Below are 18,748 nucleotides of genomic sequence, written 5' to 3' on the forward strand. Positions count from 1 at the left end.
GTCAGCCCGCGGCCGGGGCCTTCGGGGACCAGACGAGCAGGCCGAGGCACATCTCGTCGCTGGTGCCCTCGCCCCAGACGACGTAGCGCGCCGGGACGTCGTGCAGCGCCGGGAGCATCTTCCGAAGGCCGGCGTCGTGGGTGCAGGTCACCCGCAGGACGTCATCGGCCTTGATCGTGACCGGCTGGGCCAGCGGGCGGATGGCCTGCTCGTCGAAGTTGTAGTTGGGGATGTCGAGAAGCGTCCGGGCCTTGGGCGTTCCGGGGTTGAGCTCGACCTTGATCGAACGGCCCAGCAGGTGCATGTGCCCGGCGACGGCGTAGACCGTGCCGGCCGCGTGGGCCGGCCGGTCGCAGTGCTGTGTCGGTCCGGGGACGGGAGGCCTGGCCTGGTTGCAGAACTGGTTGAGCTGCGTCACGGTGGCCCCGGCCTGCTCTCCGAAGCGGTGGGCGACGTCCTTGACGGCGGCCTCGCGGTCGCACAGCGGCCCCGACTCCGCCTTCGTGCAGGGCAGCTCGATCGGCGCGATCAACTGCGCGGTGTCCAGCGGGTCGAGGTCGGTCTTGCCGTCGGTGAGCCGCAGCCTGATCGAGGAGCGGTCGCTGCCGCCGGGCTTGCCCCCGGTGGCGAGCAGGTTGTAGTGCACCTGGAGGATCAGCCGGCTGCCCGGGGGCATGGGGTACCCCACGTTGCGGGCGAGCAGGGTCTCGTTGGCTCCCGGCGCCCAGTGGCCGATCCAGGCGCCGCCCTCCACCCCGGCGTCGCCGAAGCAGGTCCACCCCTCACCCGGCGTACGGGCGTCGAGGTCACTGGCCGCCTTCACCTGCTCGGGGCCGATCCTGAAGATGATCGCGTGGTGGACCAGCGCGGTGTTCTGCGGCATGAACTGGCTGCCGGTGAGGAACGCCCGGCCGGTGAGCCCCGGGTCGACCAGGAAGCAGCGGTACTCGTCGGTCCCCCCGGACGGCGCCGCCGGCGTGTACGGCTCGGGCAGGGTCAGGTTGACGAACCGTTCCGAGGCCCGTAACGGCGCGGCGGGCGGCGCCGTGAACGGTTTCCCATGCCCGCCGTGCGTTCCGGTGACCGACACCGAGTCCGGGCTCCCCGAGGCCGCGGGCTTCCCCCCTCCCGCGCATGACGCGACGAGGAGGGTGGCGGCGAGCGCGAGGGCCGTCCCGCCCAGCCACCGTGTCGTACGGACCGTGCGTGTCATGACCGCCCCCTGCAGTTCCCTCGGCACGCCCCGCGCGGGCCTCTCACCGTCAAGAGTCCTCGCCGGCGGGACGCAGGGCCATCGGCCGTAAGGCCGAGAACGCTCCTCCGCCCGGCGGAGAGGTTCCCGGTCCTCATACGACCTTGGGTGCCCCACGGAGCGTCGCGAGCAGCCGGGCGGCCTCGGGGGCCGGGTGGCGGGAGAGCAGCCCGGTGACCGCCTCCAAGGTGGGGGACGCCGGCCAGCCCTCGGCCGGTGGCGCGTCCACCGCGCCGAGCACCGCGCAGGCGAGCCGGTGGGCTCCGGGCGCGTGGGCGTCGGTCAGGGTGGGGATCACCGTGCGCGGCGCCATGACGTTGGTGCCGGGCAGGGCTTCGACGAGCCGTCCGGGCCGGGCGCCGGCGAGGTCGTCGACCACGCACGTACCCGCGGGCGAGGACACCCGGGCGCGTCCGGGGCCGTTGTCCACGCGGCCGAAGGGGACGTCGCGGTCCAGTGCGAATCCGCCCTCCGCCGACCTCAGGTGCCGCCCCGTGGACAGGTGGTGCACCCGGATGTGCCAGGGAGGGCACGCGATCAGCCAGGTCTCCACCTCCACGTCCGGCCAGGGGGTCCATCGCAGGTGGAGGAGCCCGTCGCGCACCGTGGAGTCCCGTGGCACCTCGCAGGGCCGCCAGTGGACGCCGTCCTCGCTGAGCGCCAGGGTGCTGTCCAGCGCCGCCTGCTCCAGCCCCCACGAACCGCTCGGCACGCTGAACCCGAAGGAGGTGGAGTAGGCGAACTTGGCGTACTTCGCGGCGCCGTTGCGCACCCAGGTGTGATGCTGCTGCGCGCTCAGCATGACCACCTGCCGGCCCTCCTCGCAGCGCATCAGCGCGACGCCGGCCTCGGGCTGGTCGCTGACCTCCGGCAGGGGCGGCGCGGCCCGTTCGCCGGCCGTCCAGAAGGGGTGACCGGCGGGCAGCGCGAGGGGGAGGAAGGCCTTGAACGCCCAGTACGGGGAGCCGGGGCCGTTGTACTGCTCGGTGAGCGCCGGCTGGGCGTATCCGTAGCCCAAGGTGAGCAGGCCGGAGGGGTCCTGGATCGGCCGCCGCAGCCACCAGCGCAGATGGCGCATCAGGTGGCCCTTGACCGTGCCCCAGGGCAGGGCGTCGACGCCCGCGAACGCGAGCGCTCCCCAGAACGCGCCCTGGGCGAAGCGGTAGGTGAGGCTCCGGCCGAAGGGCACGGCGGCTCCGTCGGAGGCGAACCAGTGCTGGAAGTCGAGCGCGAACTCGGCCGCGCGCTCACGGAGCCGCCCGGCGCGGCCGGGGTCGCGCTCCCCGGCGAGCGCCGCGTAGATCAGGCCGTAGTAGTGCATCGCGAAGGGGACGTAGTAGTCCCGCTGGGCGGTGGGGCCGTCGCTGTACCAGCCCCGCCCGAGGGCGAAGGACTCCAGCCGGTCGAGGCGGGCGGCGTTGGGCTTCGGGTCGTAGGCGACGCCGACGCGATCGAGGCCGAGCCCTATCAGGACCGGGAAGAACGCCCAGTTGTTGTCCACGTGCTCCGCAGTGATGGCGTGGAGCAGCCATGCCCGCAGGTTGTCCCTCTCGCCGCCGCTCAGCGGGTCCCAGACCTCCTCGGGGGCCAGCGCGAGCGCGAGGCCGATGGCGGCGGTCTCCACCAGTCGCTGGTCGATGTCGGTGACCGCGCCCCAGAACTCCTCGTGCCCGGGGTCGGTGCCGGACGCCAGCCCCCGGCGCCACAGCTCCCAATGGTCGAACGAGCCACCGCCGGCCACCAGCGGCACCAGCCCCCACAGTGGACGGGCGAACGACTCCAGCTCGGCGGCGGTGTCGGAGTGGTGCGCGGCGTTGCCGCCGATGCGCAGCCGGGCGCCGCCCGGGCTGAAGTGCGGGATCAGCGGCTCGGTCAGCTCGCGCACGAGCCGGCGCAGGTCCTCGCGGTCGCGCGGCACGGCCGGCCGGATCCTCTGCATCCGGTAGCTCTCCATCTCAGGTGACATCGACTTTCGCCTCTGACCGAGAGTGGCCTTTCACCCGCGATCTTGTCAATACTTAGTTTAAGATCTTTATGGAAGGGCTCGGCGTACGCGGGCATGGTGATGGGCCGCCCTTCTTTTCTTGCTAATTTCAAGCTTAGAATCCAATGCATGACCGCTCATCGCAGGAGAAACCGGTACACACCGCCCAGCGTGGTGGCCATGAGACGGGCCGCGGGCCGATGACGGTCGTCGAGCTGGCCATGTACCCCGAGCTTCCCGGCAGGTTGTTCCCGACCGCCGTGGCCGCCCGCCTTCGCACGGTGGCCGAGGTCGACCTGGCCTCGCCGCTGACCGAGTTCCGCTCGCCCGCGGCGCGGGAACGCCTGCGGCGGGCCACGATCCTGCTGACCGGATGGGGCAGCCCGCCGCTCGACGAGGAAGCCCTGCGGGACGCCCCCGACCTGCGGGCGGTCGTCCACGCGGCCGGCACGGTGAAGGGCCATCTGCCCCCCGCCGTGTTCGCCCGCGGCATCCAGGTCAGCTCCGCCGCGGCGGCCAACGCCGTTCCCGTGGCCGAGTACACGCTCGCGATGATCCTGCTGGCCAACAAGGCCGTCCCCGCCCTCGCCAGGGAGTACCGCGCGCGGCGCGAGGACCTCGGGCTGCTCCGGCGCGGCGACGACATCGGCAACCACCGCGGGGTGGTCGGGGTGGTCGGGGCGTCGCGCATCGGCAGGCGGGTCCTGGAACTGCTCCGTCCCTTCGACCTCTCGCCGCTGCTGGCCGATCCCCATGCCGACGCGGCGACGGCCGCCTCGCTGGGGGCGCGGCTCGTCGGGCTCGGCGAGCTCTTCGCGCTCAGCGACGTCGTCTCCCTGCACGCCCCCGCGACCCCGCTGACCCGGGGCATGGTCACCGCGCGGCACCTGGCGGCGATGCGCGACGGCGCGACCCTCCTCAACACCGCGAGGGGGTCGCTGGTCGATCAGGACGCGCTGGTCGCCGAGCTGGTCACGGGACGGCTGTCGGCGGTGCTCGACGTCACCGAGCCCGAGGTGCCCCCGGCGGGCTCACCCCTGTGGGAACTGCCCAACGTGGTCCTGACCCCCCACGTCGCCGGGTCGCTCGGCAACGAGGTGGCCAGGCTCGGCGCCACCGCGGTCGAGGAGGTGCTCAGGCTCGCCGCCGGCGAGCCCCTGCTGCACCCGGTCGACCCGGAGACGCTGGCCATCACCGCCTGAAACGTCGAAGCTCAGCTCTTCAGCCCGCTGAAGGCGATCCCCTCCATGATCCGCCGCTGGAACACCATCAGCACGATGATCACCGGGATGACGGCCAGCGCGGCGCCCGCCATGATGTAGTAGGCGCGCCCCGATTCGCTGCTGGCCAGCTGCTGCAGGGCGAGCGGCAGCGTGTACAGGTCGGGGTCGTTGAGCACGACCAGCGGCCACACCAGGTCGTTCCAGTGGAAGATGAAGCTGGTGATCGTGACGACCGCGAGCACCGGTTTGGAGAGCGGCAGCACGATCTTCCAGAAGATCCGCATCCGGCCCGCTCCGTCGATGAGCGCCGCCTCCTCCAGCTCGCCGGGCAGCGACAGGAAGAACTGGCGGAGCAGGAAGATGTCCAGCACAGAGGCCACGTTCGGCAGGATCAGGCCCCATCCGGAGTCGAACATGCCGAGCGCCTGGGTGATGTGGATGCGCGGCACCAGCAGGGTGATCGTCGGCACCATCATGCCCGCCAGCAGCACGGCGAACAGCTTGTCCCTGCCGGGGAAGGGGATGCGGGCGAAGGCGTAGGCGGCCAGGGCGTCCACCAGGAGCTTGGCCGGCACGAGGATCAGGCAGACCCACACGCTGTTGAGGAACGCGCGGCCGAGCCCGCCGATCTGGATGACGTGCTCGTAGTTGTCCAGCGTGGGCGACCACTCGCCGGTCTTGCGGTCCAGCGGAAGCAGGCTGGGCACCTTGGTGTAGACGTCCGGGCCGTGCTTGAACGAGGTGGCCAGCATCCACAGGAACGGGACGACGGACACCAGCACCAGCAGCACCAGCGCGATGTAGATGGGGGAGAGCCGCAGCCTGCTCACGACACCTCCTTCTTGACGAACCTGAACTGGAGCGCGGTGATGATCATGATGAAGGCCAGCAGGATGAACGACATCGCGCAGGCGGCGCCCATCGCGTCGTAGCGGAAGGCGAACAGGTACAGGTGCAGCACATAGGTCAGCCCCGACTGCTCCGGCCCGCCGGTGACGCTCTTGTTGCCGCCGCCGGAGAAGATGACGTAGACCAGCCCGAACACCTGGAGCGCGGCGATGACCCCGGTCACCAGCAGGTAGAACGTCGTGGGCCTGAGCATCGGCACCACCACTCGCCAGAACCGCTGCACCGGGCCCGCTCCGTCGATGATCGCCGCCTCGCGGATCGACGAGGGGATGCCCTTGAGCCCCGCCAGGTAGATGATCATCGAGATGCCGCACTGCCACGCCGCGATGAACGCCAGGGCCGGGATGACCAGCTCGGGGGTGTTGAGCCAGTTCTGCCGCGGGATGCCGAACAGCCCGAGGAAGACGTTGATCAGGCCGTACTGCGGATCGTAGAGCCAGCGCCAGATCGCGCCGACGGCCGACTCCGCGGTGACCACGGGCAGGAAGAGCAGCAGCCTGAACAGGTTGGAGCCCCTGCGGATGGCGTTGATGAGCAGCGCCTGGCACAGTGCGGACCCCATGGTCAGCGGCACCGCGATCAGCGTGTACTGCAGGGTGACCTTCACCGACTGCCAGAAGTGCGGGTATTTGACCTCGTCGAACAGCAGGTCGGTGTAGTTGGTCAGGCCGACCCAGTTCGGCGCGGACCGCAGGTCCCAGTCGGTGAAGCTGTAGTACAGGGCGGCGAGCGCCGGATAGAGCAGGAAGACGATGAAGTACAGCATCGCGGGAGCGATCAGGAGCCAGCCGATGACGCGATCGCTCCCCCCGAACCCCGGGCGGCGGCGCCGCCCGGGCCGGGGCGTCACAGTGGGCTTCTCGGCCACCACTGGAGTTGCCACGCTTGCCTGCCTCTCGGTCAGCCGGTCCAGCCGAGCAGGGCGCGGGTCTTGTCCGCGGCGCCGGTGAGGGCCTGCTGGGCGGTGGCCTTGCCGCTGAGCGCCGACTCGATCGCGGGCGCGATGATCTCGTCGTTGATCTGGATCCACTGCGGCACGGGCGGGCGGGCGTGGGCGACCTTGAGCTGCTCCAGGAAGGCGGCCTGCTCGGTCCCGAACGTGGTGGCGTCCCTCTCGGCGGCGGCGATGTTCGTCGGGAAGCCGCCCAGCGCCTGGGCCAGCTTGGTGTTGTTGTCGGCGTTGGTCAGGTAGGCCAGCCACTTCCAGGCCAGGTCGGCGTTCTTGCCCTTGGTGAACACCACCGCGTTCTCGCCGCCGATGTTGCCGGCCGGCTCGGTCTTGTACGGCAGCGGCGCGACGTTGAACTCAAGGTCGGGGAACTGGTCCTTGATGTTGGCCACGTCCCACGGACCGGAGATCATCATGCCGGCCAGGCCGTTCTCGAAGGGCTTGTCGGAGTCGGTGATCTCCCTGGGCGAGGACTTGAGCAGGTCGACCCACAGTTGCAGCGCCTCGACGGCGGGCGGCTGGTCGAACAGGATCTTCTTGGCCTTCATGTCCGCCATCTCGCCGCCGGCGCCGGCCACGAACCCCGGCCACATCCAGCCGCCGTAGCCGTCGCCCTTGGGCACCACCATTCCGGCGATCTTCGGGTCCGTCTGGTGGATGTGCGTCGTGATCTGCTTCAGCTCGTCCCAGGTCTTGGGCGGGGCCGGGACGAGCTTCTTGTTGTAGAAGAGCCCGACCGTGGTGTGGTCCATCGGCACGCCGTACAGCTTGTCGTTGACGCGGTTGGTGTCCAGTGCCCCGGCGTACAGCGACTTCTCGTCGATCGTGCCGGCGGGCATCTCCCTGATGGTGCCGTCGAGCGCGTAGCGCGCGACGAGCGGCTGGTCGAGGGTCCCCGCGTCCGGGACGGAACCGCTCGCGACGGCACTGCCCAGCTTGGTGTTGTAGTCGTCCTTCGGAATCTTGACGATCTTGACGCTGACGCCCTTGTTGGCCTTCTCGAAGTCCGTGCGGAGCTTCTCGACCACCTCTCCGGCCTGCGGAGTGCGGTCCTGGAACATCCAGTAGGTCAGCGTGGTGGTCGCCGCCGCTCCGCCGGAGCCGCCTCCGCACGCGGTGAGCCCGGCGACCAGCGCCATCGCGGCGGCCGTCCCTGTCACTCTCCTGATCATTTCGCTCTCCTCCACGGGGGGTTTCACAGAAGATAATCTAAGTATCGAAATAAGGTCAGGCCTTCTATGAAACGCTTTGGTAACACGACCATCGCGCCATGTCAGGCCTTGCCGGTCCGGTGGTGGCGGGTTTCCTTCGGTGTCTGAACTAACATGGCCGTGAACTCGTGGAGGTACGTCATGGCAAGGCCCGAGCGCAGAACGGTGCGCGATGTCCGCAAAGGCAACCGCGCCATGCTGCTGCGCACGCTGTACTTCGACGGGCCGGCCAGCCGCAACGACCTCTCCGCGCTCACCGGGCTGAGCGCGGCCACGGTCAGCACCATGACCGGCGGGCTGCTGGGCGACGGCATCGTCGTCGAGGCCGGCCAGGTCGACTCTGACGGCGGGCGCCCGCGCGTGCTCCTGCGCGTCAACCCCGTGTACGGTTACGCGGTCGGCGTGGACGTCTCCGAGACGCACGTGCGCGTCGAGCTGTTCGACCTGGAGATGAACCAGCGGGCCAAGGTCGAGTACGCCCTGCGGCCGGCCCGCCACGACCCCGAGCTGGTCGTCATGCACATCCTCGCGGGCATCGAGGTGGTGCTCTCCGACGCCGGGGTGCCCGCCGAGCGGGTCCTCGGCGTGGGAGTCGGCGTCCCTGGCATCGTGGAGCGCGGCGCCGACGTGCTCATCCACGCCAAGGCCTTCGGCTGGGACGGCGTTCCCCTGGGAGCGCTCCTACGTGCCGGCACCTCCCTCCCTCTGCACGTCGACAACGGGGCCAAGGCGATGGGCCAGGCCGAGCTGTGGTTCGGTTCCGGCCGTGGCGCGGCGAACGCCGTCATCGTCCTGATCGGCGCGGGGGTGGGGGCCACCGTGGTCGCCGACGGGGCCACCTTCCACGGGGTGAGCAGCAGCGCCGGCGAGTGGGGACACACCAAGATCGTCGCGGGGGGACGGCCGTGCCGTTGCGGCGGGCGCGGGTGCCTGGAGGCCTACATCGGCGCCGAGGCCATCCTCGAACGGGCCGGGGTCTCCACGCGGAAGGCCGGCTGGCAGGAGGAGCTGACCCGGGTGCTGGCCTCACGCTCTCCCGTGGTGGAGGAGACGGTGAGCTATCTCGGGGTGGGCCTGGCCAATCTGGTCAACCTGCTCAACCCCGAGCGCATCATCATCGGCGGCTGGGTCGGGCTCCTGCTCGGTGAGACCCTGCTGCCCGAGATCCGCGACGTGGTCGCCGCGAACTCCCTCGCGCAGCCGTACGCCGCCAGTTCACTGGTGCTCGGCCGTCTCGGCCCCGACGCCGTGGCGCTGGGCGCCGCCACCCTGGTCATCGAGGAGTTCCTCAGCGCCACCCCGGCCGCCGCCCGCATCACCGCCACCGGCTGACCCGCCGCACTTCGCGCGTCCGTCCGCTCAGGCCGGGCGGCCGGCCCGCGAGCCGGCGAGCACCGCGTCACATCACGGACTGACGTACTGCTCGGCGTACGCCGCGGAGGGCGGGATGGGGGTGATGACGTCGATCAGGACGCCATCGGGATCGGCCACGATGAAGTGCCGTTGCCCGAAGTCCTCGCTCCGCAGTTCGAGCTCGGCCCGCAGCCCCTCGCGGACGACGAGTCGCTCCCACTCCGCGTCCACGTCCTCCACCTCGAAGTTGAGCAGCAACCCCCGCACGGGGGCGCGGTAGGCCTCGGGCAGCGTCGGGTGCCGGTGGTCGAGCAGCGCCAGCTCGTACGGCAGCGGCCCCGTCCGCCGCAGGCTCACGTACCAGCCGGCCTCGAACACCGTCTCGAACCCGAGCAGCCGGGTGTAGAAGTCGCGGGACTCCTGGATCCGGGAAGTGCAGATGACCGGATAGAAGCTGGTCAGCATCGCGGGAAGCTCCTTCACATACCGTTGGTAGGTGATGGTACGCTATTGACGTACCATCGGTATGTCAATTGGGGGGAGCGCGATGGAACACGGCGGCAGGGCCGAGCAGCGCGAGCGCACCAGGCGCGTCCTGCTGGCCGAGAGCAGGCGGCTGTTCGCGACCCGGGGCTACGGTGCGGTGGGTCTTTCGGAGATCGTGCGCGCCGCCGGGGTCACCAAGGGCGCGCTCTACCACCACTTCGACGGCAAGGCCGACCTGTTCCGCGCGGTGCTTGAACAGGTGCAGCGGGAGGTGGGCGAGAAGGTCGCCGCGACCGCCGAGGCCGAGGACGATGCGTGGAGGCGGTTGACCGCCGGATGCCGGGCGTTCCTCACCGCGAGCACCGCCCCGGAGGTCCAGCGGATCATGCTGGTGGACGGCCCGGCGGTGCTGGGCTGGAGCGAGTGGCGCGCGCTGGACGAGGCCGCCTCCGCCCGCCACCTGGCCGAGGCGCTCACCACGCTGATCGAGGCGGGGACGATCGCCCGGCAGCCGGTCGCGCCGCTGACCCACCTGCTGTCGGGCGCGATGAACGAGGCGGCCCTGTGGCTGGCAGGGTCGGAGAGCCCCGGCGACCTGGACGACACCTGGGCCGCCCTGGCGCGGATGCTGGAGGCGCTGCGAGCCTGAGGTGGCGGGAAAGCGGAAACCCCAGGTCTTTGACCTGGGGAATCGGGGGTGGGCGATACTGGGATTGAACCAGTGGCCTCTACCGTGTCAAGGTAGCGCTCTCCCACTGAGCTAATCGCCCTCGATGAGGAATCAGAGCGGACGACGGGATTCGAACCCGCGACCCTCACCTTGGCAAGGTGATGCTCTACCAGCTGAGCCACGTCCGCATGATCACTCGGAAGTTGTACCCGGGTGATGCCTGTCTAACTTTACCGGATCCCGGAGGTGCGAGATCCCGTCGAGGTGGAGACGGGATTTGAACCCGTGTACGCGGCTTTGCAGGCCGCTGCCTCGCCTCTCGGCCACTCCACCAGGATCTTCGAGCGGACGACGGGATTCGAACCCGCGACCCTCACCTTGGCAAGGTGATGCTCTACCAGCTGAGCCACGTCCGCGTGAGTCTCGGGGAAGCGATCCCCGGTCACGCAAAGACTCTAGCGCGTCCGGAGACCTCGCGTGCGCAGTCCGCGACGCGAGCCGCACGTGAACGCGAGGTTTCTCGAACCCGGGGCGTGGCCCCCGCAGGCATCCCCGTGGCACTCTCCAGCAGCACTTAGGGGCGTACCTTGCCCGAAATCGGGCAGGAATCTTGGCGTGTCATCTCTTTCCTGCGTAAAGTCCTGGCCTGTGTCAACGGCACGGCATTCCTATGAGGATCTGATCGCGCACCTGACCCGGACCACGTCCCTCGGTTCGGGGGAGGCCGCCCGCGTGGTGGCCGAGGTCGTGGCCTACTTCTCGGAGTCCGCCGAGGAGTACGTCAGGCGCCGCCACGGGGAGATGAAGGCCCGGGGTCTCACCAACGAGCGCATCTTTCCCTGCATCGCCGCCGAGCTGTCCGCACGCCGCGTCGCGGCACCCGAGCTGTCCCTGCGCCAACTGCGCCGCATCGTGTACGGCTAGCGCACCAAGGAGATCGAAATGTGTGGAATTGTCGCCTACATCGGGCCGAAAGACGCGGCCCCGATCCTGCTGGAGGGTCTGCAGCGCCTGGAGTACCGAGGCTACGACTCGGCCGGTCTCGTGGTGAACAACAAGGGACTCAAGGTACGCAAGGTCAAGGGCAGGGTCGCCGACCTGGCGGCGGCCGTCCCCGCGAGGTTCAAGGGCGGCCTCGGCATCGGCCACACCCGCTGGGCCACGCACGGCGTCCCCAATGACGTCAACGCCCACCCGCACCTGGACGGCGAGGAGCGCATCGCCGTCGTCCACAACGGCATCATCGAGAACGCCGACGAGCTGCGCGCCAAGCTGGTCGCCGACGGGGCCGTCTTCGTCTCCGAGACCGACACCGAGGTGCTCGCCCACCTCATCGCCCGCACCGTCCAGGACACCGACTCGCTGGAGGATGCGGTCAGGAAGGCGCTCAAGAGCATCGTCGGCACGTACGGCATCGCCGTCCTGGACGCCGAGCGCACCGGCGAGATCGTCGTCGCCCGCAACGGCAGCCCCATCGTCATCGGCATCGGCGAGAAGGAGATGTTCTGCGCCTCCGACGTCGCCGCCCTGGTCCGCTACACCCGGCAGGTCGTCCACCTGGAGGACGGCGAGCTGGCCGTGCTCAAGGCCGACGGCTTCCACACCTTCACCATGGACGCCCGCGCCACCTCCAAGGAGCCGCTGACCGTCGACTGGGACGCCGGGCACTACGACACCGGCGGCTACGAGCACTACCTGCTCAAGGAGATCTCCGACCAGCCCGAGTCGGTGGCCCGCACGCTGCGCGGCCGTCTCGACGGCCGGTTCAACATCGCCCACCTCGGCGGTCTCAACCTCGACCCCCGCGAGACCCGCGCGTTCCGCCGCGTGAAGATCATCGGCTGTGGTTCGGCGTACTACGCCGGCCAGATCGGCGCCCAGCTCATCGAGGAGCTCGCCCGCATCCCCGCCGACGCCGAGCCGGCCTCCGAGTTCCGCTACCGCAGCCCCGTCGTCGAGCACGACACGCTGTACGTCGCCGTGAGCCAGTCGGGAGAGACCTACGACACGCTCGCCGCCGTCCAGGAGCTCAAGCGCAAGGGCGGCCGGGTGCTCGGCGTCGTCAACGCGGTCGGCAGCGCGATCGCCCGCGAGGTCGACGGCGGCGTCTACCTGCACGCGGGGCCCGAGGTCTCGGTGGCCTCCACCAAGGCGTTCACCTCGACGGCCGTGGCGTTCGCGCTGATCGCCCTGCACTTCGGCCGGGTCCACGACCTGTCGCCGGCCGACGGGCGGCGCATCGTGGAGGGCCTGCGGAAGCTGCCCGAGCAGATCGAGGAGATCGTCAAGCAGAGCGACGCCATCGAGGCGCTCGCCCAGAAGTACGCCACCCACCCCAGCATGATGTTCGTCGGCCGGGTGCGCGGCTACCCGGTCGCCCGCGAGGGCGCCCAGAAGCTCAAGGAGATCTCGTACGTGCACGCCGAGGCGTACCCGGCGAGCGAGCTGAAGCACGGCCCGCTGGCGCTCATCGGCCCCGAGATGCCGACCGTGGCGATCGTGCCCGACGACGAGCTGCTCGACAAGAACCTCACCACGCTCGGCGAGATCCGCGCCCGTGGCGGCAAGGTGCTCATGGTGGGTCACCGCCTGCCCGACAGCAAGCTCGTGGAGGACGTGATCGTGGTGCCGAAGAACGAGGTCGAGCTCGACCCGATCCTGCTCGGCATCCCCCTGCAGCTCCTGGCCTACCACGCCGCCGTCGCCCTCGAACGTGACGTCGACAAGCCCCGCAACCTCGCCAAGAGCGTCACGGTGGAGTAGTGCCGCGGCCGTAGGCGCGAGAGGTCCGTCGTACAGTCGTCGGGTGAGCAACCTGGAGCGGGACCCTCGGGAGACGCTGTGCGGCGGCCGGCGCGAGGCGGGGGAGGGCCCGGCACGCGACCTGCTCACCGGCCGCGACGTCGTCCTCGGCGGGCCGAGGGGCATGAAGGTGACCAGGACCCTGCCGAACCGGGATCGCCGGATGGTCGGGGCCTGGTGCTTCGTCGACCACTACGGCCCCGAGCCGGCGACCATGCGGGTGCCGCCGCACCCGCACACCGGCCTTCAGACGGTGAGCTGGCTGCTCGAAGGCGAGGTGCTGCACCGCGACAGCCTCGGCAGCGAGCAGCTGATCAGCCCGGGCCAGCTGAACCTCATGACCGCCGGGCGGGCGATCTCCCATTCGGAGGAGTCGCCCGGGGAGACCGTGCTGCACGGGGTACAGCTCTGGGTGGCGCTCCCCGACGCCTCCCGCAACGCCGCCCCCTCCTTCGAGCACCACCCGGTGCTGCCGGTGCTCGAGCTCCCCGGCGTCGCCGTCACCGTCATCGCCGGGGAGCTCGGCGGCCTGACCTCGCCGGCGCGGGTCCACACGCCACTGGCCGGCGCCGAGATGGCCTTCGAGGACCAAGCGCGGGTCACCCTCCCCGTGCGGCCGGACTTCGAGTACGCCGCGCTGACCTTGTCGGGGGCCGTCGAGGCCGACGGGGTGGACCTCGATCCCGGCCCTCTGCTCTACCTCGGGTCCGGCCGGTCCGAGCTGGCCTTCCGCGCCCGCCGGCCGAGCCGCGTCCTGCTCCTCGGCGGCGAGCCGTTCGAGGAGGAGATCGTCATGTGGTGGAACTTCGTCGGCCGTAGCCACGAGGAGATCGAGCGCTTCCGCAAGGAATGGTCGGAGGGCGCCGAGTTCGGCACCGTCGACGGCTTCGACGGCGCCCCCCTCCCCGCCCCGGCCCTCCCGGCCACCCCCCTCAAACCCCGAGGCCGCCACCGGTAGAAGCCCGTGCGCCGCGCTTGTCGAGGACGGGCCATCAGGCGCGTGTTCACCGCTCTGGGCGGAACACTCCGGCGCGGGCCGCCGCCAGGGCCGCGCCGGCGCACCGGTCGGCCTGAGTTGCCCGCCCGTCACCCACTTGACCGGGGCACCCGCCTGCTGCCCACCCAGCGGTGGCACCCCCGGCCTTCGATGAAGGTCCGCACAATCGGGCTCCGCTTCACACCCGGGCTTCCCGTCCTGTGCGGAGCGCCAGGTCCTGGCAAAGGCGGCGGGCCTGCTCGGCGACCCGGCGGCCGAGGTGTTCGGCCGTCCGGAGGTCCGAGTCGTGCATCAGCTCCGGCCCCTCGTCGATGTTCGAGGCCGCCGCCGCTCCCAGCCAGAAGCCGAGCCGGTTGAGCGCGTTCTCGTCGGAGGTGCTGGAATTCCACCCGGACAGCAACCCGAGACTGACCCAGAGCATGCCGTGCTGGGCCGCCAGCAGCGCCATGTACTCCAGCGTGTGCAGCTTGTCCCCGCTCTTGGACCCCGAGTTCGTGAACCCCGCGGCCAGCTTGTCCGTCCAGGCCTGCTCCGTCCAGCGCTGCACCGAGTCCCGGGCGAACGTGTGGAACTGCGGGCTGGCCGACCCCATGTACGTGGGCGACCCGAACACGATGGCGTCCGCCGTGTCCAGCAGCGACCACTCCTGTTCGGTGATGCCGTCCACCGAGACCAGCTCCACCTTGGTGCCGTCCACGGACGCCGCTCCCGCGCGTACCGACTCGGCCAGTCGGGCCGTGTGCCCGTACCCGCTGTGGTAGGCCACCACCACCAGCGTCGACTCGTTCTTCATTGCGATTCCTTTCGTCACGACGTACGCGCACAGCTTGGCCGCCATGGCCCCCTCGCGGACCGGCTGTTCGGGTGGGCCTACCCACCCGAACGAGTGGGCGGACCAGGGGAAGGGACCAATTACCATCGGGGCCATGGCGGAGTCGTGGTCGGCCGCCCTGACGGCGGCGCTGAGGGTGGTGCGGGCGCCGCTCGACGGCGTTCTGCCGGAGTTGTCGGCCGTGCTGTCCGCCCTGGTGCCGCACGATGGGCTGGTGTTGTTCACCGGGGACTGCCTGCTGATGTCCCCGCTGCTCATCCACGGGATCGACGGGGTGAGCGCCGACGAGGTGAGCCGCCTCGTCCCCCTGGTGGCCGTCGATCGTCCCTGGTTCGGCCCGTTCACGCTGGCGGGGGTCGAGCGGCCGGTGTTGGCCGTGGCCGTCAAGCCGCCGAAGACCACGGGCGGTCTGCTCGCCGTCGTCACGACCGGCACCGGCCCACCGGAACCTGACGTGCGGGAGATCGTGACGAAGCTCGTCGAGCTGACGACCGTGCACCTGGCCGACCGCGTGTCGCACGCCGAGCCGCATGACGTGACGGGCCCGTCTGTCACGGCCGTCGAGGACCTCGCCGACGCCCACGCCGCGACGCTGACCTCGCTGCTCGGGGTCCTGCGGTCCAGGCGGCTCGACGACGCCGCGGCCCGGCGTGTCGCGGTCCAGTTGGCCGTGCCCGCGCTCCTGGAGGCCAGGGCGGGCGGCGAGCGCGACGTGGGGGAAGAGGCGGCGGGCCGGGCGTTCGACCTGCTGGTGGAGAAGCTCTCCGTGCTCACCCGCTATCACGATCTCAGGCTGGAGCTGGCGGGGCCGGAGCAGCGTGGCAGGCGGTTGTCCGGGGAGGTGGCCAGGGCGGCCAGGTCCGTGGTACGGGGCGCGGTGCTGGCGATGCTGCAGCACGGCGGGCTGAGCCGGGTCAGGCTCTCCTGGGAGGTGGCGGATTCGCTGCTGCGGGTGACCGTACGCGATGACGGTCCCGGCTCGTTGGCGGCCGACGCCCTGTCGGTGCACCGGCTGCGCGACCGGGTGGCGGTGCTGGGCGGAACGCTCGGCGTGGACGCGGTCCCGGGCTGGGGCACGACGATCACCGCAGACCTTCCGTTCGGTCCGGTACGCCCCCAGCCCCCGGGCCCGCTGGACGCCCTCAGCCCGCGCGAACGCGACGTCCTTCACCAACTGGCGCTCGGCCACCGTAACCGGGTGATCGCCACCCGGCTGAGCATCAGCGAGAACACGGTCAAGTTCCACGTCGCCAACATCCTCAGCAAGCTCGGCGTGAGCTCGCGAGGCGAGGCCGCTGCCCTGGCCCACGGTCGCACCCCATGACGGCCGACTGTGTCAGAAAGGGTCGCCGAGACGGTGGCGCGCTGACGCTGGAACCTCGCATGAAGCCGATCTCAACCTGTGCACGGCGAGGAGGACTGGGTCACGGTACGGCCGGGCCTCCCCGAGCGGGAGGTTCCCCGTCCCGTCACATGTCCCCACCGGTGTCACCGATCCCCTTTCAGCATTTACCTGGGATCACGACTGGTTTCTTGAGGTGGGTCATCCAGGACTCTGGGGACTCGCGAACGGATCAATCGAAGTCGGACGCCGGATTCTGAAGGCGGAGTCTCGACCATCCGCGAGACAAGCCGTTCAGCGGCACGGTAACGGCGTGATCATGGACGCGTGACTCCGGTGCGGTCAGGTGATCGAGCAGGACGTGGCTGATGTCTTCCAGGCTCCGGAGCTGTTCTGTGGTGAGGAGATTCGGCCGGCCTGGAGGAAGGCCGCATCAGTGGTGCTCGCTGCTGTGGTGCTCGGCGAGGCGGGTGAGCAGGTCGATCAGGTGTTGCCGGTCGGCGGTGGGTAGCGGGGTGAGGAACTCGTCCTGGGCGTCGGCCAGTAGCCGGTCGAGTTCGGTGAGTTGCCTTTGGCCTGCCGCGGTGATGGTGATGATGTTGCGGCGGCGGTCTTCGGGGTCGGATGCGCGCTTGACGAGGTGCCGCTCGGCCAGGTCGTTGACGGTGGCCACCATGTCGCTGCGGTCGATGCCGGTCCGGCGTCCGAGGTTGGCCTGGCTGGCCGGGCCGTACTCCTCCAACGCTGCGAGCAGCGAGTAGTGGTAGCGCCGGACGCCGGCCTTCGCGAGAGCCTGGTCCACGATCCGGTTGGCGACCAGCGCGGCCTGGTTGGTCAGCCTGCTCGGTAGCGTGCGCAGCCGTTTCGGCAGCTTTCCCTCTGCGATGTCCACGGAGGCAATCTAGCAAATTGTTGGACGCACCCACGATTGTCTGTATTGTTGGTCGCCCCAACGTTGGCTTGTCCAGCATTCAACCACAACGCAAGGAGATTCCGTTGAGTACCGATGTCGGTACGGAGGCCGCACCACGGGCGACCCGAAGAGAATGGCTGGGGCTGGCGATCCTGGCGCTTCCCACGATGCTCATCGCGATGGACCTGACGGTGCTGCATCTGGCGCTGCCCACCCTCACCGCCGATCTGCGGCCCGGCAACACCGAGTTGCTGTGGATCGTGGACATCTACGGTTTCGTCATCGCCGGCTTCCTCATCACCATGGGCGCGATCGGGGACAGGGTCGGCCGCCGGCGGCTGCTGCTGATCGGCGCGGTCGCGTTCGGCGCGGCCTCGGTGCTCTCGGCATTCGCGGTCAACCCGGTGATGCTCATCGCTGCCCGGGCACTGCTGGGCATCGCGGGCTCCACGCTGATGCCTTCCACCCTCTCCCTGATCCGGATCATGTTCCAGGACCCCAAGCAGCAGGGTGCTGCAATTGGGGCCTGGACCGGCTTCTTCGGCCTCGGCACGGTGATCGGACCGCTGGTCGGCGGCACATTCCTGGAGCTGTTCTGGTGGGGCTCGGTCTTCCTGCTCGGCGTCCCGGTCATGCTGCTGCTGATCGTGTTCGGCCCGCTCGTGCTGCCGGAGTACCGGGACGAGTCGGTCTCCCGCCCGGACCTCATCAGCGCGATCATGTCCGTCGTCGGGATCCTTGCCCTGATCTTCGGTCTCAAGCGGATCGCCGAGGACGGCCTGCGTCCCGAGTCGGGCTTCGCCATCGTCGTCGGCCTGGCGCTGGCGGCGCTCTTCCTCTATCGCCAGAGCCGGCTCGAACAGCCGCTGGTTGACCTCTCACTGTTTCGCAATGGCCTGTTCGGCACCGCTCTTGGCATGCTCGTGCTGGCGACCCTGCTCTCCGCGGGCTCGCAGTTCTTCGTCATGCAGTACCTGCAGCTGGTGCGCGGGTTTGCCCCGCTCCAGGCCGGGCTCTGGTCGCTGCCCACCACCATTGCGGTCATGATCGGCGCCATGTCGGCCCCTGCCCTCGCGGGCCGCATGAAGCTGAACACGCTGCTCGCCGGCGGCCTGGTGGTCGCCGCGGCCGGCATGGTGGTGCTGACCCAGGTCAGTGGTCCCTCTGACCTGTATGTCGCGGTGGCCGGGGCGGCCGTCATCGGGCTCGGGCTCGGGCCGATGGTCTCGCTGGGCACCGGACTGATCGTGGGAGCCGCCCCACCCGAGCGGGCCGGCGCCGCGTCCGCGATGGCCTCGACCGGCACCGAGCTCGGCAGCGCGCTGGGCGTCGCGGTGATCGGCAGCGCCGGCTTCGCGGTGTACCGGACGTACCTGGCCGACAGGCTCCCCGAGGGGCTGCCCGCCCCCGTTGTCGAGATGGCCAAGGACACCCTCGCCGCCGCTGTCAACGTCGCCCGCGAGCTACCGGCCGCCCAGGGCTCCGGGCTGTTGGCGGTGGCCCGTGAGGCCTTTGTGCACGGCCTGCGGACGACCGCGATCGTCGGGGCGGTGCTCGCCGTGCTGCTGGCCACCGCGGCCGCGGCCCTGCTGCGCACCGCCCAGGTGCCGGGCCCTCCGCCGCCCGCGGAGGCGGACGACGAGGCGAAGTCCTTCGAGAAGGCGGATAACTTGTACACCGCCGACGGCGTGCTGGTGCACACCACCACCTCGGCCGCGTTCACCGGCGACCGCCTCGCCGGCGGGCAGGCGGCCTGGCACGGCGTGGTGAGCCTGGGCGCGCCGATCCGGGGGCGCACGTTCTACCCCGGTGACGAGGGCTTTGA

At 70.3% G+C, this 18,748-nt stretch carries 15 protein-coding genes, 4 tRNA genes and 1 pseudogene; 8 read left to right on the forward strand and 12 right to left on the reverse strand.

Annotated elements, in window-relative coordinates:
- Nucleotide 1: 1 nt before the first annotated feature.
- The gene (locus ACOZ38_RS14695) at nucleotides 2-1,213 is read right to left on the reverse strand and encodes a monooxygenase (protein ID WP_424531163.1); all 1,212 of its coding nucleotides are present in this window, start codon (nucleotides 1,211-1,213) and stop codon (nucleotides 2-4) included.
- 133 nt (nucleotides 1,214-1,346) lie between these two features.
- The gene (locus ACOZ38_RS14700) at nucleotides 1,347-3,218 is read right to left on the reverse strand and encodes a DUF2264 domain-containing protein (protein ID WP_424531164.1); all 1,872 of its coding nucleotides are present in this window, start codon (nucleotides 3,216-3,218) and stop codon (nucleotides 1,347-1,349) included.
- A 218-nt stretch (nucleotides 3,219-3,436) separates the two neighbouring features.
- Here ACOZ38_RS14700 and ACOZ38_RS14705 point away from each other — a divergent pair, with 218 nt between their 5' ends.
- Nucleotides 3,437-4,438 carry a hydroxyacid dehydrogenase gene (locus ACOZ38_RS14705; RefSeq protein ID WP_424531165.1) on the forward strand — a complete coding sequence of 334 codons (1,002 nt, stop codon included), beginning with the start codon at nucleotides 3,437-3,439 and terminating at the stop codon, nucleotides 4,436-4,438.
- An 11-nt stretch (nucleotides 4,439-4,449) separates the two neighbouring features.
- Here ACOZ38_RS14705 and ACOZ38_RS14710 read toward each other — a convergent pair whose 3' ends face one another.
- The 3 genes from ACOZ38_RS14710 to ACOZ38_RS14720 are packed head-to-tail and all read right to left on the reverse strand — an operon-like array spanning nucleotide 4,450 to nucleotide 7,489.
- Nucleotides 4,450-5,289, reverse strand: a complete 840-nt coding sequence (locus ACOZ38_RS14710; RefSeq protein WP_405147205.1) for a carbohydrate ABC transporter permease — start codon at nucleotides 5,287-5,289, stop codon at nucleotides 4,450-4,452.
- Nucleotides 5,286-6,251: a carbohydrate ABC transporter permease gene (locus ACOZ38_RS14715; RefSeq protein ID WP_405147207.1), complete on the reverse strand. Its 966-nt coding sequence runs from the start codon at nucleotides 6,249-6,251 to the stop codon at nucleotides 5,286-5,288. The genes ACOZ38_RS14710 and ACOZ38_RS14715 overlap by 4 nt, the downstream gene beginning before the upstream one ends.
- A 17-nt stretch (nucleotides 6,252-6,268) precedes the next feature.
- Nucleotides 6,269-7,489, reverse strand: a complete 1,221-nt coding sequence (locus tag ACOZ38_RS14720; protein WP_424531167.1) for an ABC transporter substrate-binding protein — start codon at nucleotides 7,487-7,489, stop codon at nucleotides 6,269-6,271.
- Between the two features lie 180 nt (nucleotides 7,490-7,669).
- Here ACOZ38_RS14720 and ACOZ38_RS14725 point away from each other — a divergent pair, with 180 nt between their 5' ends.
- The gene (locus ACOZ38_RS14725) at nucleotides 7,670-8,860 is read left to right on the forward strand and encodes an ROK family protein (protein ID WP_405147211.1); all 1,191 of its coding nucleotides are present in this window, start codon (nucleotides 7,670-7,672) and stop codon (nucleotides 8,858-8,860) included.
- 72 nt (nucleotides 8,861-8,932) lie between these two features.
- Here ACOZ38_RS14725 and ACOZ38_RS14730 read toward each other — a convergent pair whose 3' ends face one another.
- Entirely contained in the window at nucleotides 8,933-9,346 is a 414-nt protein-coding gene (locus ACOZ38_RS14730) for a VOC family protein (protein ID WP_424537011.1), read from the reverse strand.
- 82 nt (nucleotides 9,347-9,428) lie between these two features.
- Between ACOZ38_RS14730 and ACOZ38_RS14735 the strand changes: the two genes are divergently transcribed.
- Entirely contained in the window at nucleotides 9,429-10,016 is a 588-nt protein-coding gene (locus ACOZ38_RS14735; RefSeq protein ID WP_424531169.1) for a TetR/AcrR family transcriptional regulator, read from the forward strand.
- Nucleotides 10,017-10,065: 49 nt separating this feature from the next.
- On the opposite strand, the gene ACOZ38_RS14740 is transcribed toward ACOZ38_RS14735, so the two are convergent.
- From ACOZ38_RS14740 to ACOZ38_RS14755, 4 genes are all read right to left on the reverse strand, one after another.
- Nucleotides 10,066-10,137 (reverse strand) — tRNA-Val (locus tag ACOZ38_RS14740).
- Between the two features lie 15 nt (nucleotides 10,138-10,152).
- Nucleotides 10,153-10,225 (reverse strand) — tRNA-Gly (locus ACOZ38_RS14745).
- A 74-nt stretch (nucleotides 10,226-10,299) separates the two neighbouring features.
- Nucleotides 10,300-10,370 (reverse strand) — tRNA-Cys (locus ACOZ38_RS14750).
- Nucleotides 10,371-10,380: 10 nt separating this feature from the next.
- A tRNA-Gly gene (locus ACOZ38_RS14755) sits at nucleotides 10,381-10,453 on the reverse strand.
- Nucleotides 10,454-10,685: 232 nt separating this feature from the next.
- Here ACOZ38_RS14755 and ACOZ38_RS14760 point away from each other — a divergent pair.
- The 3 genes from ACOZ38_RS14760 to ACOZ38_RS14770 are packed head-to-tail and all read left to right on the forward strand — an operon-like array spanning nucleotide 10,686 to nucleotide 13,797.
- Entirely contained in the window at nucleotides 10,686-10,961 is a 276-nt protein-coding gene (locus tag ACOZ38_RS14760) for a hypothetical protein (protein ID WP_424531171.1), read from the forward strand.
- 18 nt (nucleotides 10,962-10,979) lie between these two features.
- Complete coding sequence (glmS, locus tag ACOZ38_RS14765; protein WP_424531173.1) at nucleotides 10,980-12,800, forward strand: glutamine--fructose-6-phosphate transaminase (isomerizing); 1,821 nt, start codon at nucleotides 10,980-10,982, stop codon at nucleotides 12,798-12,800.
- Between the two features lie 43 nt (nucleotides 12,801-12,843).
- Nucleotides 12,844-13,797 carry a pirin family protein gene (locus tag ACOZ38_RS14770; protein WP_424531175.1) on the forward strand — a complete coding sequence of 318 codons (954 nt, stop codon included), beginning with the start codon at nucleotides 12,844-12,846 and terminating at the stop codon, nucleotides 13,795-13,797.
- A gap of 217 nt (nucleotides 13,798-14,014) precedes the next feature.
- Here ACOZ38_RS14770 and ACOZ38_RS14775 read toward each other — a convergent pair whose 3' ends face one another.
- On the reverse strand, nucleotides 14,015-14,629 hold the full coding sequence (locus tag ACOZ38_RS14775; RefSeq protein WP_424531177.1) for a flavodoxin family protein: 615 nt from the start codon (nucleotides 14,627-14,629) through the stop codon (nucleotides 14,015-14,017).
- 133 nt (nucleotides 14,630-14,762) lie between these two features.
- Between ACOZ38_RS14775 and ACOZ38_RS14780 the strand changes: the two genes are divergently transcribed.
- Entirely contained in the window at nucleotides 14,763-15,992 is a 1,230-nt protein-coding gene (locus ACOZ38_RS14780; RefSeq protein ID WP_424531178.1) for a LuxR C-terminal-related transcriptional regulator, read from the forward strand.
- Nucleotides 15,993-16,443: 451 nt separating this feature from the next.
- Here the strand turns inward: ACOZ38_RS14780 and ACOZ38_RS14785 are convergent, their stop codons facing one another.
- The gene (locus tag ACOZ38_RS14785) at nucleotides 16,444-16,902 is read right to left on the reverse strand and encodes a MarR family winged helix-turn-helix transcriptional regulator (RefSeq protein WP_424531180.1); all 459 of its coding nucleotides are present in this window, start codon (nucleotides 16,900-16,902) and stop codon (nucleotides 16,444-16,446) included.
- A 104-nt stretch (nucleotides 16,903-17,006) separates the two neighbouring features.
- On the opposite strand from ACOZ38_RS14785, the pseudogene ACOZ38_RS14790 reads away from it, so the two are divergent.
- Nucleotides 17,007-18,518, forward strand: a pseudogene (locus ACOZ38_RS14790) (MFS transporter); the annotation flags it as partial.
- Between the last annotated feature and the right edge of the window lie 230 nt (nucleotides 18,519-18,748).

It is taken from the genome of Sphaerisporangium viridialbum, assembly GCF_049674955.1.
GTDB classification, from domain to species: Bacteria; Actinomycetota; Actinomycetes; order Streptosporangiales; family Streptosporangiaceae; genus Sphaerisporangium; species Sphaerisporangium viridialbum.

Bases quoted from the DNA above. Each gene is read 5' to 3' on its own strand.
- ACOZ38_RS14725 (WP_405147211.1), top strand. From the start codon at position 7,670: ATGGCAAGGCCCGAGCGCAGAACGGTGCGCGATGTCCGCAAAGGCAAC.
- glmS (WP_424531173.1), top strand. From the start codon at position 10,980: ATGTGTGGAATTGTCGCCTACATCGGGCCGAAAGACGCGGCCCCGATC.
- ACOZ38_RS14700 (WP_424531164.1), bottom strand. From the start codon at position 3,218: ATGTCACCTGAGATGGAGAGCTACCGGATGCAGAGGATCCGGCCGGCC.
- ACOZ38_RS14695 (WP_424531163.1), bottom strand. From the start codon at position 1,213: ATGACACGCACGGTCCGTACGACACGGTGGCTGGGCGGGACGGCCCTC.
- ACOZ38_RS14705 (WP_424531165.1), top strand. From the start codon at position 3,437: ATGACGGTCGTCGAGCTGGCCATGTACCCCGAGCTTCCCGGCAGGTTG.
- ACOZ38_RS14735 (WP_424531169.1), top strand. From the start codon at position 9,429: ATGGAACACGGCGGCAGGGCCGAGCAGCGCGAGCGCACCAGGCGCGTC.
- ACOZ38_RS14775 (WP_424531177.1), bottom strand. From the start codon at position 14,629: ATGAAGAACGAGTCGACGCTGGTGGTGGTGGCCTACCACAGCGGGTAC.
- ACOZ38_RS14780 (WP_424531178.1), top strand. From the start codon at position 14,763: ATGGCGGAGTCGTGGTCGGCCGCCCTGACGGCGGCGCTGAGGGTGGTG.
- ACOZ38_RS14720 (WP_424531167.1), bottom strand. From the start codon at position 7,489: ATGATCAGGAGAGTGACAGGGACGGCCGCCGCGATGGCGCTGGTCGCC.
- ACOZ38_RS14730 (WP_424537011.1), bottom strand. From the start codon at position 9,346: ATGCTGACCAGCTTCTATCCGGTCATCTGCACTTCCCGGATCCAGGAG.